Origin of the sequence: Variovorax guangxiensis (assembly GCF_003952165.1) — a bacterium.
Classification (GTDB): domain Bacteria; phylum Pseudomonadota; class Gammaproteobacteria; order Burkholderiales; family Burkholderiaceae_C; genus Variovorax; species Variovorax guangxiensis.
Genome location: NZ_RXFT01000011.1, coordinates 38,214 through 53,246, shown reverse-complemented (window position 1 = coordinate 53,246; position 15,033 = coordinate 38,214). Strand labels below are relative to the sequence as shown.

18 protein-coding genes are annotated in these 15,033 nt (G+C 68.4%); 11 read left to right on the top strand and 7 right to left on the bottom strand.

All coding sequences use genetic code 11. The features are described 5' to 3' along the window. Nucleotides 1-110: 110 nt before the first annotated feature. The 8 genes from EJP67_RS23385 (at nucleotide 111) to EJP67_RS23350 (ending at nucleotide 6,575) form a co-directional block, all read left to right on the top strand. On the top strand, nucleotides 111-656 hold the full coding sequence (locus EJP67_RS23385; RefSeq protein WP_126024112.1) for a hypothetical protein: 546 nt from the start codon (nucleotides 111-113) through the stop codon (nucleotides 654-656). After that, entirely contained in the window at nucleotides 653-958 is a 306-nt protein-coding gene (locus EJP67_RS23380; protein WP_126024111.1) for a hypothetical protein, read from the top strand. Before EJP67_RS23385 ends, EJP67_RS23380 begins: the two co-directional genes overlap by 4 nt. A 281-nt stretch (nucleotides 959-1,239) precedes the next feature. Beyond that, nucleotides 1,240-2,301, top strand: coding sequence for a Fe(3+) ABC transporter substrate-binding protein (locus EJP67_RS23375; protein ID WP_126024110.1), 1,062 nt, complete (start codon nucleotides 1,240-1,242; stop codon nucleotides 2,299-2,301). A 40-nt stretch (nucleotides 2,302-2,341) separates the two neighbouring features. After that, the gene (locus tag EJP67_RS23370; RefSeq protein WP_126024109.1) at nucleotides 2,342-4,021 is read left to right on the top strand and encodes an ABC transporter permease; all 1,680 of its coding nucleotides are present in this window, start codon (nucleotides 2,342-2,344) and stop codon (nucleotides 4,019-4,021) included. Between the two features lies 1 nt (nucleotide 4,022). Further along, nucleotides 4,023-4,718 (top strand): ABC transporter ATP-binding protein, encoded by a 696-nt coding sequence (locus EJP67_RS23365; protein WP_126024108.1) that lies wholly within the window; start codon nucleotides 4,023-4,025, stop codon nucleotides 4,716-4,718. A gap of 104 nt (nucleotides 4,719-4,822) precedes the next feature. Further along, nucleotides 4,823-5,506 carry a glutathione S-transferase family protein gene (locus EJP67_RS23360; RefSeq protein WP_126024107.1) on the top strand — a complete coding sequence of 228 codons (684 nt, stop codon included), beginning with the start codon at nucleotides 4,823-4,825 and terminating at the stop codon, nucleotides 5,504-5,506. A 66-nt stretch (nucleotides 5,507-5,572) separates the two neighbouring features. Beyond that, nucleotides 5,573-5,986 carry a lactoylglutathione lyase gene (gene gloA / locus EJP67_RS23355; RefSeq protein ID WP_126024106.1) on the top strand — a complete coding sequence of 138 codons (414 nt, stop codon included), beginning with the start codon at nucleotides 5,573-5,575 and terminating at the stop codon, nucleotides 5,984-5,986. Between the two features lie 22 nt (nucleotides 5,987-6,008). After that, nucleotides 6,009-6,575, top strand: coding sequence for a DUF1697 domain-containing protein (locus EJP67_RS23350; protein ID WP_126024105.1), 567 nt, complete (start codon nucleotides 6,009-6,011; stop codon nucleotides 6,573-6,575). Here EJP67_RS23350 and EJP67_RS23345 read toward each other — a convergent pair whose 3' ends face one another. The 4 genes from EJP67_RS23345 to EJP67_RS23330 form a co-directional block, all read right to left on the bottom strand. Then, entirely contained in the window at nucleotides 6,576-7,307 is a 732-nt protein-coding gene (locus tag EJP67_RS23345) for a haloacid dehalogenase type II (protein WP_126024104.1), read from the bottom strand. It lies immediately after the preceding gene. An 11-nt stretch (nucleotides 7,308-7,318) separates the two neighbouring features. Then, nucleotides 7,319-7,954 (bottom strand): bifunctional 4-hydroxy-2-oxoglutarate aldolase/2-dehydro-3-deoxy-phosphogluconate aldolase, encoded by a 636-nt coding sequence (eda, locus tag EJP67_RS23340; RefSeq protein ID WP_126024103.1) that lies wholly within the window; start codon nucleotides 7,952-7,954, stop codon nucleotides 7,319-7,321. 54 nt (nucleotides 7,955-8,008) lie between these two features. Continuing rightward, on the bottom strand, nucleotides 8,009-9,859 hold the full coding sequence (edd, locus tag EJP67_RS23335) for a phosphogluconate dehydratase (RefSeq protein ID WP_126024102.1): 1,851 nt from the start codon (nucleotides 9,857-9,859) through the stop codon (nucleotides 8,009-8,011). A 193-nt stretch (nucleotides 9,860-10,052) separates the two neighbouring features. Then, nucleotides 10,053-10,619, bottom strand: a complete 567-nt coding sequence (locus EJP67_RS23330; RefSeq protein ID WP_126024101.1) for an OmpA family protein — start codon at nucleotides 10,617-10,619, stop codon at nucleotides 10,053-10,055. A gap of 135 nt (nucleotides 10,620-10,754) precedes the next feature. Here EJP67_RS23330 and EJP67_RS23325 point away from each other — a divergent pair, with 135 nt between their 5' ends. After that, nucleotides 10,755-11,456 carry a gamma-glutamylcyclotransferase gene (locus tag EJP67_RS23325; RefSeq protein WP_126024100.1) on the top strand — a complete coding sequence of 234 codons (702 nt, stop codon included), beginning with the start codon at nucleotides 10,755-10,757 and terminating at the stop codon, nucleotides 11,454-11,456. Then, nucleotides 11,453-11,992, top strand: coding sequence for a superoxide dismutase family protein (locus EJP67_RS23320; protein WP_126024099.1), 540 nt, complete (start codon nucleotides 11,453-11,455; stop codon nucleotides 11,990-11,992). Before EJP67_RS23325 ends, EJP67_RS23320 begins: the two co-directional genes overlap by 4 nt. 16 nt (nucleotides 11,993-12,008) lie before the next feature. Here the strand turns inward: EJP67_RS23320 and EJP67_RS23315 are convergent, their stop codons facing one another. Then, complete coding sequence (locus tag EJP67_RS23315) at nucleotides 12,009-12,578, bottom strand: nucleotidyltransferase family protein (RefSeq protein ID WP_126024098.1); 570 nt, start codon at nucleotides 12,576-12,578, stop codon at nucleotides 12,009-12,011. Between the two features lie 29 nt (nucleotides 12,579-12,607). Between EJP67_RS23315 and pdxH the strand changes: the two genes are divergently transcribed. Continuing rightward, the gene (gene pdxH / locus EJP67_RS23310) at nucleotides 12,608-13,261 is read left to right on the top strand and encodes a pyridoxamine 5'-phosphate oxidase (protein WP_126024097.1); all 654 of its coding nucleotides are present in this window, start codon (nucleotides 12,608-12,610) and stop codon (nucleotides 13,259-13,261) included. A gap of 75 nt (nucleotides 13,262-13,336) precedes the next feature. Here the strand turns inward: pdxH and EJP67_RS23305 are convergent, their stop codons facing one another. Continuing rightward, nucleotides 13,337-14,548, bottom strand: coding sequence for an OmpA family protein (locus tag EJP67_RS23305; RefSeq protein WP_126024096.1), 1,212 nt, complete (start codon nucleotides 14,546-14,548; stop codon nucleotides 13,337-13,339). Beyond that, the gene (locus EJP67_RS33680; protein WP_165909682.1) at nucleotides 14,542-14,922 is read right to left on the bottom strand and encodes a hypothetical protein; all 381 of its coding nucleotides are present in this window, start codon (nucleotides 14,920-14,922) and stop codon (nucleotides 14,542-14,544) included. Before EJP67_RS33680 ends, EJP67_RS23305 begins: the two co-directional genes overlap by 7 nt. Nucleotides 14,923-15,033: the final 111 nt, after the last annotated feature.

The following is a 15,033-nucleotide window of genomic DNA, read 5'->3' as shown; positions in this document are numbered from 1 at the left end:
CAACTTCAAGACTGCTGTGAAAACGTTTTTTCTAGCCAAATGGCGGCAGATGCGCGAGCCGATATCATGCGCCCGGCGTGCCAGAGCATCTGGCCAATCCAGGGAGAACAATGTCAATAGACACGAATTCAGTCGGGCGCGCACAGCACTCGGAGCCGATCTTTACGCTCTATGGACGAATCGCAGCAGACTTTCTCGGCAAATTCACCGTGCCAAAAACCAGCCTGCACTTTTCGCTGGTGATCGATGACGCTTACAACGGCATCACAGTGATCGATGGTCAGCCTACTTACGGCAATCTTGGCTTACGCAATGCTCTGCGGATCAGGACCAATATCTATGCAAATAGCCTGCCCACTGATGTGATCGTCAAGATTCCTTTGGATCCACCGAGTGACATGAGCCGACAGACCTTCGCGCTGGAATTGGTCAAGCGTGCGCAGAACTTCGCGAGCTACGTTTCGCCGTATAGCGTCCCTGCCAAAGTGTTCGGTTCTCGTATGAGGCCGGGCGAATACAACAGCAGTTCCTACCTTGCGGCACTACTGAAAAGCGTGATGGGCTACGTGCCTGATGTCAAAGTTGCAGGCTATCAAGCCCCAGGCTGGGAAAACCCAATGCCTCTGCATTTCTTCAAGGGTGAGGCGCTGCGATGAAGCGCCCCTGGCCTTTAGTGATCAACGTCATGGCTTGGGCCCTGGCGGTTCCCGTACTCTCGATAGCAATTGCGTACCTTGGGCGGACTGCTTTTCGTTGGGACGCAGACGAAAAGTTCTTCGTGCTGAATGCGCTCATCATTGCGTGGGCCGCGCTTATTTACTGGTATGTCGTCCCGAGCACCGAGAGCCCGATGCGCCGCATTGGCTACGCGATCATGTTCGTCATCGCCATGGCCATCGTCGGCTCCTTTGCGCTGGCGGTTGCCTTTTTCGCCGTCACATTTCTCTTCGGTGCTTGATCGCTGGGGCAAAACGGCCCGCGGGGACGTTTCGAGACATTCTTCGTGTCGACTCTTGCAGCGCGCATCGGTATCGCTGACGAAACGCGCCTGTCCCTGGTAAGCCAAAAAACCCGAAGCGCTTCAAGTAAGCCTTCAACCTGTAAGTCCAAAGGCGTCGCGATCCAGGGCGGCCAGTGATAATTATTCTCATCCGGCGGCCGCAATACGCGACACCGGCGGCGACATCATCCGCCGCCGGCGCCGGAGCTTTCTAGAACACCCGCTCCTGGAGGATCCTCATGACCGAACAACGCCCGCGCGTCCAAGGCCGCGCCGCACGCGCACTGCTTGGCGCAGGCGCCGCGTGGCTGGCCGCCACCGCCCTGCCCGCGCAGGCCGCGGAAGAACTCACGCTCTACACGACGCGCGAGCCGGCGCTGATCCAGCCTCTCATCTCGGCCTTCAGCGCCCAGAGCAACATCAAGGTCAACACCGTCTTCGTGAAGGACGGCCTGCTGGAGCGCGTCAAGGCCGAAGGCGCCCGATCCCCCGCCGACGTGCTGATGACGGTGGACATCGGCAACCTGATGGACCTCGTCGACGGCGGCGTGACGCAGCCCGTGAAGTCGGCCGCGCTCGAGTCGGCCATTCCGGCCAACCTGCGCGGCGCCGACGGCCAGTGGTTCTCGCTCTCGATGCGCGCACGCGTGCTCTACGCCGACAAGAGCCTGCCGCTCACCAGCTTCCGCTATGAAGACCTGGCCAACCCCAAGTACAAGGGCAAGGTCTGCATCCGCGCCGGCCAGCATCCCTACAACACCGCACTCGTGGCCTCGCTGATCGCGCACGACGGCGAAGCCAAGGCCGAGCAGTGGCTGCGCGGCGTCAAGGCCAACCTGGCGCGCAAGGCCACCGGCGGCGACCGCGACGTGGCGCGCGACATCCTCGGCGGCATCTGCGACGTGGGCCTGGCCAACTCGTACTACGTCGGCCAGATGAAGAGCGCCAAGGAAGGCACCGACGCGCGCAAGTGGGGCGATGCCATCAAGGTGGTGCGCCCGACCTTCGCCAACGCCAAGAGCGGCGGCACGCACGTCAACATCAGCGGCGCGGCGGTCGCGAAGAACGCGCCGCAGCGCGCCAACGCGGTCAAGCTGCTTGAGTTCCTGGTGTCGGAACCGGCCCAGGCCCTCTACGCTCAGGCCAACTACGAGTACCCGGTGCGCAAGGGCGTGGCGCTCGACCCGATCATCGGCCAGTCCATCGGCGAGCTGAAGGTCGACCCGCTGCCGCTGACCGAGATCGCGAAATACCGCAAGCAGGCGAGCGCGCTTGTGGACAAGGTTGGCTTCGACCAGTGACATCGACGAGCGCCGGGCATGCCTGCCGGCGACTGACTGAATGAGTCTCCTGCGGCGCCAGCCGCCGGGCCTGCAAGCCGCCGGCCCGGCCTGGCGCTGCGCGTCGTTCCTGATCGCCATCGGCGTACTCGCGCCGGTGCTCACGCTGGCGTGGCTGGCCTTCGGCTCGGGCCTCGGCCACTGGGGGCCGCTCTTCGCGCACGTGCTGCCGCAGGCGGCGCTCAACACGGCCGTGCTGCTTGCCGGCGTGGGCGCGCTGGTGCTGGTGATCGGCACCGGCTGCGCCTGGCTGGTGACGGCGCACGACTTCCCCGGTCGCGGTACCCTGCACTGGGCCCTGCTGCTGCCGCTGGCGATGCCGACCTACATCGTCGCCTTCGCCTACCTCGACCTGCTGCACCCCATCGGCCCGGTGCAGGGTGCGATCCGCTGGATGCTCGGCTTCGACAGTCCGCGCCAGTTCCGCCTGCCCGACCTGCGCTCGATGCCCGGCGCGATCTTCGTGCTGGGCTTCGTGCTCTATCCATACGTCTACATGACGGCGCGCGCGATGTTCATGACGCAGCCGGCGCATCTGATGGAAGCGGCGCGCATGCTCGGCGAGAGCCGGCGCGGAGCCTTCTTTCGCGTGGCACTGCCGCTGGCACGTCCTGCACTGGCCGTGGGGCTGAGCCTTGCGCTGCTCGAAACGCTCAACGATATCGGCGCTTCCGAGTTCCTGGGCGTGAACACGCTGACGGTGGCGGTCTACACCACCTGGATCACGCGCTCAGACCTCGCGGGCGCCGCACAGATCGCCTGCGCGATGCTGTTCGTGGTGATCGCGCTGGTCTGGCTGGAGCGCAACGGCCGGCGTCACCAGCGCTTCGGCTCGGCGCAGCGAATGCGTGCCGTGCAGCCACGCAGGCTGCACGGAGCCGCGGGCTGGGCCGCGATGGCGGCCGCCTCGCTGCCGGTGCTGATCGGCTTCGTGGCGCCTGCCCTCTACCTGGTCTGGGAGAGCGCCAAGCGGCTGCGCCAGGGCGGCGGCATCTCGCAGGGGCTGGTCGCGAGCCTGGGCAATACGCTGACACTGGCCACGGGCGTCACAGCCGTCGCGGTGGCAGCCGGGCTGGTCGTCGCGTGGGCCGCACGCAGCCAGGGTTCAGGCCCCAGCCGTACTCGCTGGCAGGCGCGCGCGGCGACGCTGGGCTACGCGGTGCCGGGCACGGTGCTGGCCATCGGGCTGCTCACGCCGGCTCTGGCCTTCGATTCGGCGCTGGCCACGGCCTTCGGCCTGCAGGGCCTGCCTCTCATGAGCTGCGGCGTGGTGCTGGTCGTGGCCTGTGCGATCCGCTTTCTTGCCATGCCGGTCGGCGGCATCGAGGCCGGCCTCTCGCGCATTCCGCCCGCCATCGAGCAGGCCTCGCGCCTGCTCGGCGAAACCACCGCCGGCACGCTGCGCCGCGTGCATCTGCCGCTGCTTCGGCCCGCGATGGCAGCCGCCGCGCTGCTGGTGTTCGTCGACGCGATGAAGGAGCTGCCCGCCACGCTGCTGCTGCGGCCCGCCAACTTCGACACCCTGGCCACCTGGCTGTACGCCGAGGCCGCGCGCGGCACCTACGAGGAAGGCGCCATCGCCGCGCTCGCCATCGTGCTGGCCGGCCTGCTGCCCGTGGTGCTGCTGGCGCGCAACCAGCTGGGCGCACCTTCGGCCACACTGGCTCCCGAGAAGACATGACATGAGCTCCCCACTGCACCTCGACGCGATCAGCCTCGCCTACGACACGCCGCGCGGCCTGCACACCGTCGTCGACGGCTTCTCGCTGGCGCTGGATGCGGGCGACATCGCCTGCCTGTTCGGCCCTTCCGGCTGCGGCAAGACGACGGTGCTGCGCGCCATCGCGGGCTTCGAGCCGGTGCGCGCCGGCACGATCCGCCTCGGCGAGGTGCTTCTGTCGTCCGCGCAGAAGCACCTGCCGCCCGAGCAGCGGCGCGTGGGCATGATGTTCCAGGAGTACGCACTGTTCCCGCACCTTTCGGCGGCGAAGAACGTGGCCTTCGGCCTGCGCCGGCTGGGCCGCGCCGAACAACAGTCGCGCGTCGTCGAAATGCTCGCGCTGGTCGGTCTCGCAGATGTGGGCGAGCGCTATCCGCACGAGCTTTCCGGCGGCCAGCAGCAGCGCATCGCGCTGGCCCGCGCGCTCGCACCTTCGCCCGCCCTGCTGCTGCTCGACGAGCCCTTCTCCAACCTCGACGGCGGCACGCGCGAACGGCTGACCGTGGAAGTGCGCGACATCCTGAAGCAGGCGGGGCAGACGGCCATTCTCGTGACACACAACGAGGCCGAGGCGCACGCGATGGCGGACCGCATCGGCGTGATGCACGGCGGGCGCATCACGCACTGGATAGATACGACGGCCGTCGATCCCATCTAGCACAAGGCGCCCGTTTCCCTAATGGGCTTTCCGGGAAAAGGTTGTTCAGGACCGCAAGAATCGCCGCGATCCAGACACAACCGATCCAGAAAACGGAGAGCCCCATGCCCCAGCAATCCCTCACCCTCGTCAGCCACCTGCTTTGCCCGTACGTACAGCGTGCCGCGATCGCGCTGCGCGAGAAGAACGTGCCCTTCGAGCGCGTCGTGATCGACCTTACCAACAAGCCGCAGTGGTTTCTCGACATCTCGCCGCTCGGCAAGGTGCCGCTGCTGAAGGTGCGCAGGCCCGACGGAGGCGAGGCCGTGCTGTTCGAGAGCAACGTGATCTGCGAGTACCTGGAAGAAACCCAGCCCGGCGCTCGCCTGCACCCCGAGGACCCGCTCGCCCGCGCCGAACACCGCGCATGGATGGAGTTCGGCTCGGCCATCCTCGGCGACCTCTGGGGCTACGAGACCACGCAGGACGCGGCGGTGTTCGAACAGAAGCGCCAGGCGCTGCTCGCCAAGTTCCAGCGCGTGGAAGCGGCGCTGGGCCAGGGCCCCTACTTCGCGGGCGGCAGCTTCAGCCTCGTCGACGCGGTCTTCGCGCCGGTGTTCCGCTACTTCGAGGTGTTCGATGCGATCAGCGACTCGCACATCTTCGACGCCCTGCCCAAGGTCGATGCATGGCGCAAGGCGCTGGCCGAACGCCCCAGCGTGCGCAACGCGGTGGCGCCCGAGTACCCGCAGCACCTGATGGAATTCCTCAAGCGCCACCAGGCCCACCTGCTGACACTGGCCGCTTGATCGCCGCGCCGGGAGGCCCACAATAGCGGGCTTCCCTCTCCACGACTACGAACAAGGCACAACGAGATGCGACTCCTCCACACCATGCTGCGCGTCGGCAACCTGCAGCGCTCCATCGACTTCTACACCAAGGTGCTCGGCATGAACCTGCTGCGCACCTCGGAGAACCCCGAGTACAAGTACAGCCTCGCATTCATCGGCTATGGCAACGGCAACCCCGACCAGGCCGAGATCGAACTCACCTACAACTGGGGCACCGAGAGCTACGAACTGGGCACCGCCTACGGCCACATCGCCCTCGGCGTGCCCGACGCCTACGCGGCCTGCGAGAAGATCAAGGCCGCTGGGGGCAACGTGACGCGCGAGGCCGGCCCGGTCAAGGGCGGCACCACCGTGATCGCCTTCGTCACGGACCCCGACGGCTACAAGGTGGAACTGATCCAGCGCGATGAGAACGCCGCCGGCGGCGGCCTGCGCTGAAGGCCCCGGCGCCGGATACGCCATGGCAACCGCGAAGAAGCAAGCCGCCACGGCAACGCGCCATGTCGCGCTGCTGCGCGGCGTGAACGTCAACGGCATCACGATCAAGAGCGCGGACCTGAAGGCGCTATTCGTCGAACTGGGCTTCGGCGCGGTGCGCACGGTGCTCGCCAGCGGCAACGTGCTGTTCGACACCACCGAGAGCGACGCGGCAGCACTTCGCACCCGCATCGAGCAGGCGCTGCGCAAGCGCTTCGGCTACGACGCCTGGATCGTGCTGCTCACGCAGAAGACCGTGGCCGAGATCGCCGCCGCCTACCCCTTCGAGCGCATCGACGAAGAGCGCCATCCGTACATCGTGTTCGGCTCCGACAAGGCGATGCTCGACGAGATCATGGAAAAGGCCGGCACGGTCGATGCCAATACCGATACCGAGCGGCTCGAACGCGGCAAGGGCGTGCTGTACTGGCAATGCCCGCGCGGCGAGAGCCTGGACACGCCGGTGGCCAAGCTGCTCGGCAAGGCCCGCTACAAGTCGAGCACCACGACGCGCAATCTGCGCACGGTGGAGAAGCTGCTGGGCGACTGATCAGCAGCCCAGCAGGTCGGCCAGCTGGTTGATGTCGCGTGCGTGCAGGTGGTTGTCCGGCTTCGGCGAGACATCCTTCGGCCGCGCGAGGCCGAACTCGTGGGGCCGCTCGATGTAGGCCGTCTTCAGGCCGCATGCGCGCGCGGCGGCCAGATCGTCGTGATGCGCGGCGGCCAGCATCACCTGACCCGGCGTCGCGTCGAACACGCCCGCCACGCCGAGATACGTGCGCGGATCGGGCTTGTAGGCTTTGAACACCTCGGCCGAGAGCACGCAGTCCCAGGGCAGGCCGGCACGCTTGGCCATCTCGGTGAGCAGGCCGATGTTGCCGTTCGACAGCGTGCAGACGGTGAACTTCTTCTTCAGCCGCGAGAGTCCTTCGACCGAATCGGGCCAGGCGGGCAGGCGGTGCCAGGCACGGCTCAGGTCGCGCTTGGCGCCGGCCTCGATGCTGTCGGCCAGGCTGAAGTCGTGCAGCACCTGATCGAGCATGCTCAGGTGCAGCTCGTCGAGCAGCGTGAAGCCGCCCTCGCCCGCGGCGATGCGCTCCATCACCGCCTTCATGGCCGGCTGGTAGCCGGCGCGCCACGCCAGCGCGAAGGCCGCGCCGTCCACGCCAGGGAACACGCGCTCGACCTCGGCGGCGATGCCGCTGTGCCAGTCGACCACGGTGCCGAAGACGTCGAACGCGATGACCTTGAGATCGCTCGCGTCGAAATCAGCGCTGCTCATGGCGGCGGCGCTCAGCGCTGCAGTTGGCTCGCGGCGCGTGCCAGCTGCTCGATGCGTGTCCAGTCGCCGTCGCGGATCGCGTCGGTCGGCACGATCCACGAGCCGCCCACGCAGGCCACGTTCGACAGCGCGAGGAACTCGGCCGCGTTGCCGGCGTGGATGCCGCCGGTCGGGCAGAAGGTGACATCGCCGAAGGGGCCCTGCCATGCCTTGAGCATCGGCAGGCCGCCGGCCTGCAGCGCGGGGAAGAACTTCAGCTGCGTGTAGCCGTCTTCCTGCGCCGTCATGATCTCGCTGCCGGTCGCCACGCCGGGCAAGAGCGGCAGGCCGATGTCGTGGCATGCCTTGCCAACCGAGCGCGTGTAGCCCGGGCTCACGCCGAATTTCGCACCGGCCAGCGCCGCGGCCTGCGCGTCGGCGGCGCTGCGGATGGTGCCGGCGCCGGCCACGGCCTCGGGCACGTCCTTGGCGATGGCTTCGATGCACTGCAGCGCCTGCGGTGTGCGCAGCGTCACTTCGAGCATGCGGATGCCGCCGGCCACCAGGGCGCGCGCGAGCGGGATGGCGTCTTTCACATCGTTGAGCACGATCACCGGAATGACCGGTGCATCGCGCATCACGTCGAGGGGGGTGAGTCTTTCAGTCATTTCCTGGCTCCAATTCATTACGTGCGCATCGTCTCAGAGAAGAGGCTGCCCTGGTCATAGCCAGGTGCAGGCGCCTTCCTCGGCGGCCATTGCATTGCGGCGCATGCCGGCGAACAGTTCGCGGCCCAGGCCATGGCCATCGGCGACGCGCTGCGCCTCGGACATCGTCGCGACCTCGCGCGCGGCCCATTCGTCCTCGGGCAGCAGCACGGCGAGCGTACCCGCGACGGCATCGAGGCGGATCAGGTCACCGTCGCGCACCTTGGCGAGCGGCCCGCCGGCGGCGGCCTCGGGCGAAACGTGGATGGCGGCCGGGATCTTGCCCGACGCGCCGCTCATGCGCCCGTCGGTGACCAGCGCCACGCGGAATCCCTTGCCCTGCAGCACCGACAGCGGTGGCGTGAGCTTGTGCAGCTCGGGCATGCCGTTGGCCTGCGGACCCTGCCAGCGCACCACGCAGACCACGTCGCGCTCCAATTCGCCGGCGGTGAACGCCTTCTGCAGCGCGGCCTGCGAATCGAAGACGCGCGCGGGCGCCTCGATGACGTGACGGTCGTCGGGCACCGAGGAAACCTTGATCACGCTGCGGCCCAGGTTGCCGCTCAGCAGTTTGAGGCCGCCGGTGGCGCTGAACGGGCTTTCCACGGTGCGCGTGACCGCTTCGTTCTTCAACGGCGCGGCGGGAGTCCATTGCAGGCGCTTCTGGCCCTGCTCGCCGGCTTCCTCCGCCAGCGACGGAATGTTCGCGAATTCGCGGATGCCGCCCGAGCGCACCGTCAGCACGTCGGCATGCATGAGGCCGGCATCGACCAGTTCGCCGATCACGAAGCCGGGGCCGCCCGAGGCCTGGAACTCGTTCACGTCGGCGCTGCCGTTGGGGTACACGCGGCTCAGCAGCGGCACCACGTCGGAGAGCTTCGAGAAGTCGTCCCAGTCGATCAGGATGCCGGCGGCGCGCGCCACGGCCACCCAGTGGATCAGGTGGTTGGTGGAACCGCCCGTGGCAAGCAGCGCGACCATGGCGTTGACGATGCAGCGCTCGTCGACCATCTCACCGATGGGCGGGCAGTCGAAGGGAACGTCGCCCGCCTTGCCCAGCACCGTGCGCACGGCCTCGCGCGTGAGCGTCTCGCGCATCGCGTCGCCCGGCTGGATGAAGGCCGTGCCGGGCACGTGCAGGCCCATGGCCTCCAGCAGCATCTGGTTGCTGTTGGCGGTGCCGTAGAAGGTGCATGTACCGAGCGTGTGATAGGCCGCCATCTCGGCGTCGAGCAGGCCCTGGCGGCCGACCAGGCCTTGCGCGGCCTGCTCGCGCACCTTCGACTTGGCCCCGTTCGACAGGCCCGAGGGCATCGGCCCGGCCGGCACGAACACGGTGGGCAGGTGACCGAAGTGCAGCGCGCCGATGAGCAGGCCGGGCACGATCTTGTCGCACACGCCGAGCATCAGCGCGGCATCGAACATGTCGTGGGTGAGCGCGACGGCGGTGCTCATGGCGATGAGGTCGCGGCTGAACAGGCTCAGCTCCATGCCGGGCGTGCCCTGCGTCACGCCGTCGCACATGGCGGGCACGCCACCGGCCACCTGGGCGGTGGCGCCGAGGCCGCGGGCCTCGTTCTTGATGATGTCGGGGTAGCCCTGGTACGGCGCGTGGGCCGAGAGCATGTCGTTGTAGGCGGTGACGATGCCGATGTTGGGCGCGCGCTCGGCCACCACGCGGAACTTGTCGTTGGCCGGAATGCCGGCCACGGCATGCGCCACGTTGGCGCAGCCCATGCGGTCGGAGCCGCGGTCGCGGCTGCGGAGTTCTGCAAGGCGGGTGAGGTAGGCGCTGCGCAGCCCCTGGCTGCGCTCGCGGATGCGATCGGTGACATCGCGTACGGTGGGGTTGGTGCTGCTGCTCATGGGGGTCTATGGCTCTTGCTGCTGTCGCCCGGGCGACTCTGGGCCTGGAGGCCCATGGTAACAAGCCGGGTGCGGCAGCCCGATGAAATCCGAGCGCGGGGCAATACGAATTTACCCAGTTGCGCGCTGAAAGAGGCCGCGCACAAAAAAGCCCGGCATGGCCGGGCTTGTTGTTCTTGCGGCGAGGCGGCTGTCAGTCGACCAGCTTGACCTCGACACGGCGCGCCTCGGCGTTGTTGCCCGAGCCGGCCGTCACGGCGGGCTTCTGCAGGTCGACCTTGGCGGCCGGAACGCCCAGGCCCACGAGCACGTCGCGCACCGTCTCAGCCCGCTTCTTCGCGAGCTGCTCGTTGATGGCGGCGTCGCCGGTGGTGTCGTGGAAGCCCGAGACCACCGCCTTGCGGCCACTCTCCACGCCCTTGATGACCGCGGCCAGGGCCTCCGCGGCGCCCGGCGCGAGGTCGGCGCTGCCGGTCGCGAAATAGAAGTTCACCACGCCGTCGACCACGCGGATGCTCGCGCCGTCGGGGATGACCACGGTCACCGTCTCGGTGACTTCGGCCACCTTGGGCGCCGGCTGGGCCGGGGGCGGAGCTGGCATGGTCGTCACCATTGCGGTCACCGCCGGCGGCTTGGCAGCGGCGGTGTTGCCATGGCCCTTGTGCCAGATGGCGATGCCCACCACGAAGAAGATCACCAGGGCGATCAACGCCATGACGAATCCGAGGATGAAGTTCTGCTGGCTGTCGTCGTCGCTCATCGGGGGTCTTGCTCCGTAAGGAAGGGGCCGGTAAATAATGGTGCGGTGAACCATGATCAGGAAATTGTAGGTGGCGGTTCCGGCACTTCCGTGTCGGAGCCGGCGCCGAACCCCGGTCCGCCGGGACTCGACCCCATGCCAGCGCCCCTGCGCGACCCGCAGCCGATGCTCGAGCGCGCCATCGCCGACTGGGGCGGGCACGAGGACCTCTGGCTCTTCGGCTACGGCTCGCTGATCTGGCGGCCCGAGTTCGACTTCGTCGAGCGGCGCCAGGCCTGGGTGCGTGGCTGGCACCGGGCGCTGAAGATGTGGAGCCGCGTGAACCGGGGCAGCGTGCAGACGCCGGGCCTGGTGTTCGGGCTGCTCTCCGGCGGCAGCTGCCGCGGCATGGTGTTCCGCGTGCCGAAGGCCGAGGGGCTCGAAACCCTGCGGCGGCTCTGGCTGCGCGAGATGCCCACCGGCGTGTACGACCCCAGGTGGCTGCGCTGCGGCACGGCCGAGGGCGACGTGCGCGCGCTGGCTTTCACGCTCTCGCGGCGCAGCCCCAACTTCACGGGCGAACTCAGCGACGAGCGCTACCGCCACATCTTCGCCAATGCCGTGGGCCGCTACGGCAGCTCGCTCGACTACGCCCAGCAGACGCTGCTGGAGCTGCGGCGCCATTCGATCCACGACGCCGCGCTGGCCCGGCTGGTGGCGCTGGCCGAGGTGAAGGAGCAGCTGCTGTCGGAGAACGCCGCTGATTGCGATGTGCCGCAGGCTCCGGTATATGTTCCGGGGTCAGCAGACAAGAAGTCTTCCTCCCAACCATCCGGACCCAACAAGGAAAACACATGAACCAAAGTCGTCTCACCGCCATCGGCGCCACCCTCCTCGCGTCGGCCCTGCTGGCCGCCTGCGGCAGCATGGGCGGCAAGCCGAGCTCCGCCGTCGAGCTGGTGCCGACCGCCGCGATCACGCCCAACCCGACGCGCGGCACGGTGACCTTCACCGCCCTCGACCATGGCGTGCGCGTGGCGGGCGAGGTGCGCGGCCTGGTGCCGGGCAGCGAGCACGGCTTCCACATCCACGAAAAGGGCGACTGCGGCGACAACGGCAATGCCTCGGGCGGCCACTTCAACCCGACCGGCGGCACGCACGGCAAGTTCGGCGCGCCGGGCAGCCATGCAGGCGAACTGCCGAGCCTGGTGGCCGACGCCAAGGGCGTGGCCCGCTTCAGCGTGGAAGACCACTCGATCTCGCTCACGCCGGGCGCAGCCAACAGCGTCGTCGGCCGCGCACTGGTGGTGCACCGCGACCCAGACGACTTCACGACGCAGCCCGCGGGCAACTCCGGCCCGCGCATCGCCTGCGCGGTGATCGCGAAGCCCTGATCGTCGAGAGAAAGAGCTAGGCGCCCTCGCGCGCCAGCCACAGCGCCTCGGCCCTCGCCAGGGCCTCGGGCGTGTCGATGTCGGTGACGACGCCCACGTCGTCCACCGCTAGATCGACGACCGAATCGATGGCGCGCATCGCCCGCAGGACGGACGCCGCGCCGGCAGCCCCTTCCAGCGCCGCCAGTTGCGCGCCGCATACGGCGGCGAAGCCCACCGGGTGGCCGCGCTCCCCCTGGTACTGCGGCTGCACGGCATTCACCGCACCGTTCAGAGCGGCCGCCACGGCCTGCAGCGTGCGCGGCTGCACCAGCGGCAGATCGCCCGGCAGGATCAGCCAGCCGGCAGCCCCGGAAGTGGCGCGCACGGCCGCGGCAATCGAATCGCCCATGCCGGGATGCCCCGCGTCTTCCGCATGCCAGGGCAGCCCGCTGGCGCGCACCGCGTCGAGCGTTCGCTCCAGCACCGGCCTGCCGGCCAGCAGCGCCCTGAGCTTGGAGCCGGTGCCGCCGGCCGCGATGAAGCGCTCGCCACGGCCCGAGGCCAGCACGATCACCACCGGGGAATTCGCCTTCTGCGTCGTCATGGGCCGAGTATGTGCGCAACAATCCCGGCATGACTTCCCCTCTTTCCAAAGACGCGCTGGCCGCGCTGCGCAAGAGCTACGAGCGGGCCGAGCTCGACGAGACCCGCAGCGCCGACGATCCGCTCAAGCAGTTCGAGCGCTGGCTCACCGAGGCCGTCGAGGCACAGGTGCCCGAGCCCAACGCGATGACGCTGTGCACCGTGGGCAGCGACCTGCGGCCATCGAGCCGCATCGTGCTCATCAAGGGCTACGACGCGCGCGGCATCGTCTGGTACACCAACTACGAGAGCCGCAAGGGCCGCGAGCTCTCGGGCAACCCCTATGCGTCGCTGCAGTTCCACTGGGTCGAGCTGGAGCGCGTGGTGCGCATCGAGGGCCGGGTGGAGAAAGCCGGCGCCGATGAGAGCGACGCCTACTACGCGAGCCGCCCGCTCGACTCGCGCATCGGCGCCTGGGCCAGCCCGCAGAGCGAAGTGATCAGCGGCCGCGACGTGCTGGTGAAGAACGCAGCCCTCTACGCCGCCAAGCACCTGCTCTCGCCGCCGCGCCCACCGCACTGGGGCGGCTACCGCCTGGTGCCCGACCGCTGGGAGTTCTGGCAGGGCCGCAAGAGCCGCCTGCACGACCGGCTGCGCTACCGGCTCGAGGGCAGCGACTGGATTCGCGAACGCCTCGCCCCCTGACCCCTACTCCTTGAAGGAACATCGCAGAACCGGCTTTGCCGGGCTGCAGGTGTTGCCCCGGAAGCTGAGACCGAATCAAGCCTCGCAACCGACAACCTTGAACTCGACGCGCCGGTCCAGCGCGTCGCTCGCATCGTCGGCGCCCGTACCGACGATGTTCTCGCGGAATCCCATGCCCGATTCGCGCAGCTTCTTCGACAGCGGCGGAGCCTCTCCCACCAACTTCGCCTTCACGCTCGTCGCGCGCTGCAGCGACAGCCGCTCGTTCACCGCCTCCGAACCCGTGCGGCTGGTGTGGCCCGTGACCACCACGCACGAATCGATCTGCGCCGCCTGCCGCGCGATCTGGCGCAGCCACATCGGATAGGCGGCACTGATCTTCGGGTCGGACAGGAAGTCGGTCGAGCCCGGCTTGAACAGGAACTTCACGCTCAGGTTGTTGGTTTCGAGCCCGAGCCTGGCGATGGTGCCGAAGGTCTTCTCGGCATCGGCTGTGCGGCCGAGCTGCGATTGCGTGAGGTACAGGCCGCTGTAGATCCGTAGCTGCTGCCCGTCGGGCCGCTTCGATGCGGCCTCGTAGCGGCTCAGCGCCTCGCTCATGCGGCCGGCCTCGTAGGCGGCGGTGGCTTCCTGCAGCACGGTGGCGGTCGGCAGGCGCTCCAGGTAGAGCGCATCGGCGGCCTGGCCAGGCTGGGTCTCGGCGGTGCGGATGTAGCCCTCGACGCCGCGGTCCTTGCCGTTCACCGGGCTGTCGCGGAAGAAGGCGGTGGGGCGGGTGTCGAGCGAGGTGTCGCTGATGCGCGTTACCGACTGCGCGATCACCACGCCGCTCTTGATCTCGGTGAGCGCCAGGTTCAGCCGGTAGGGCCCGCCCGAGGCGTCCTTGTCGCGCACCAGCGTGCCGTTGAGCACGTACTGCGCATTGCCGATCTCGGTGGCGTTGAAGGGCGAGACGGTGAACTGCTTGAACTGCGCCTGCATGCGCTGGACGATGCGCTGCTCGGCCACGCGCGTCACCTCGGTCTGCTGGCCGCTGGCGCCTTCGAGCAACGGATCGATCACGATGCGGCGCTGCGTAAGCGTCGACTCCACCTTGGCCAGGAAGGCCGGCAGCTTCTGCGTCTGCACCATCAGGTCGTCCACCGCCTGGTTCACGGCCTGGTCGAAGGGCATGGCGTTGCCGGGCACGGGACGGTGCGCGCAGGCGGCGGCGAGCACGGCGGCAGCGCACAGCGCGAACGCGCGCAGCGCCAGGCGGGCACGTTGGGTGGTGGTCGTCATCAGCATTGGTTCCTCAATGTCTTCATGTCCTGGTCCGACAGCGGCTCGCCGACGGCGGCGCGCATGTTGATCTCGGTGCAGCGCTTCGACGGCGCGGGGCGCGGCGCGGCGGCTGCTTCGCGTTGCACGGGTGGTTGCGACGGCGGCGGCGCGACCGGCTGCGGGCGAGCCCTGGCCACCGGCTTCGGTTTCGACGGCCCCTCCTCGGCCCTGTCCGCTTTCTCCGCTTTCTCCGCTTTCTCCGCCTTCGCCTCCGCCGGCTCGCGCGGCACGCCCGCCGAAAGGCACGGCGTGCGGCACGGCTTGGGGGCCTCGGCGGCAGTCTCGGCTGCCTGTGCGGGTCGGCCATGCAGCGCGATCACCGTCGCGACCACCGCCATAGCAAGAAGGGGCGAAGAGCGCGCCGGGTAAATCATCAGCCGGCAAATGTAGGTGCGCGAAGGCCGCGCGCCATCTCGCCAAACGGCCACCCTGCCGAACGGCATAGGCGC